Here is a 389-nt window from a genome sequence, read left to right on the forward strand (position 1 = left end):
GCGTTCATCCTGAGCCAGGATCAAACTCTCCAATAAAGTTAGTTTGTCTAGCATCTAAAATAAAAATTGACGTTTCACGTTGTTTGTTTCGTTCAGTTTTCAAAGAACTAATGGTGGAGCCTAGCGGGATCGAACCGCTGACCTCCTGCGTGCAAGGCAGGCGCTCTCCCAGCTGAGCTAAGGCCCCAAACAAGTATCGGGAAGACAGGATTTGAACCTGCGACCCCCTGGTCCCAAACCAGGTGCTCTACCAAGCTGAGCCACTTCCCGAAAGAAAACGCGCCCGAGAGGAGTCGAACCCCTAACCTCTTGATCCGTAGTCAAACGCTCTATCCAATTGAGCTACGGGCGCATATGGTGCCGAGGGCGGGGGTCGAACCCGCACGGTG

At 53.0% G+C, this 389-nt stretch carries 3 tRNA genes; all 3 read right to left on the reverse strand.

Features of this window, described 5'->3' with window-relative positions:
* Nucleotides 1–111: 111 nt before the first annotated feature.
* A tRNA-Ala gene (locus MR136_RS28325) sits at nucleotides 112–187 on the reverse strand.
* 9 nt (nucleotides 188–196) lie between these two features.
* Nucleotides 197–270, reverse strand: a tRNA-Pro gene (locus tag MR136_RS28330).
* Between the two features lie 8 nt (nucleotides 271–278).
* Nucleotides 279–352, reverse strand: a tRNA-Arg gene (locus MR136_RS28335).
* Nucleotides 353–389: the final 37 nt, after the last annotated feature.

Origin of the sequence: Bacillus cereus group sp. BfR-BA-01311, from assembly GCF_022664295.1 — a bacterium.
Lineage (GTDB): Bacteria > Bacillota > Bacilli > Bacillales > Bacillaceae_G > Bacillus_A > Bacillus_A cereus.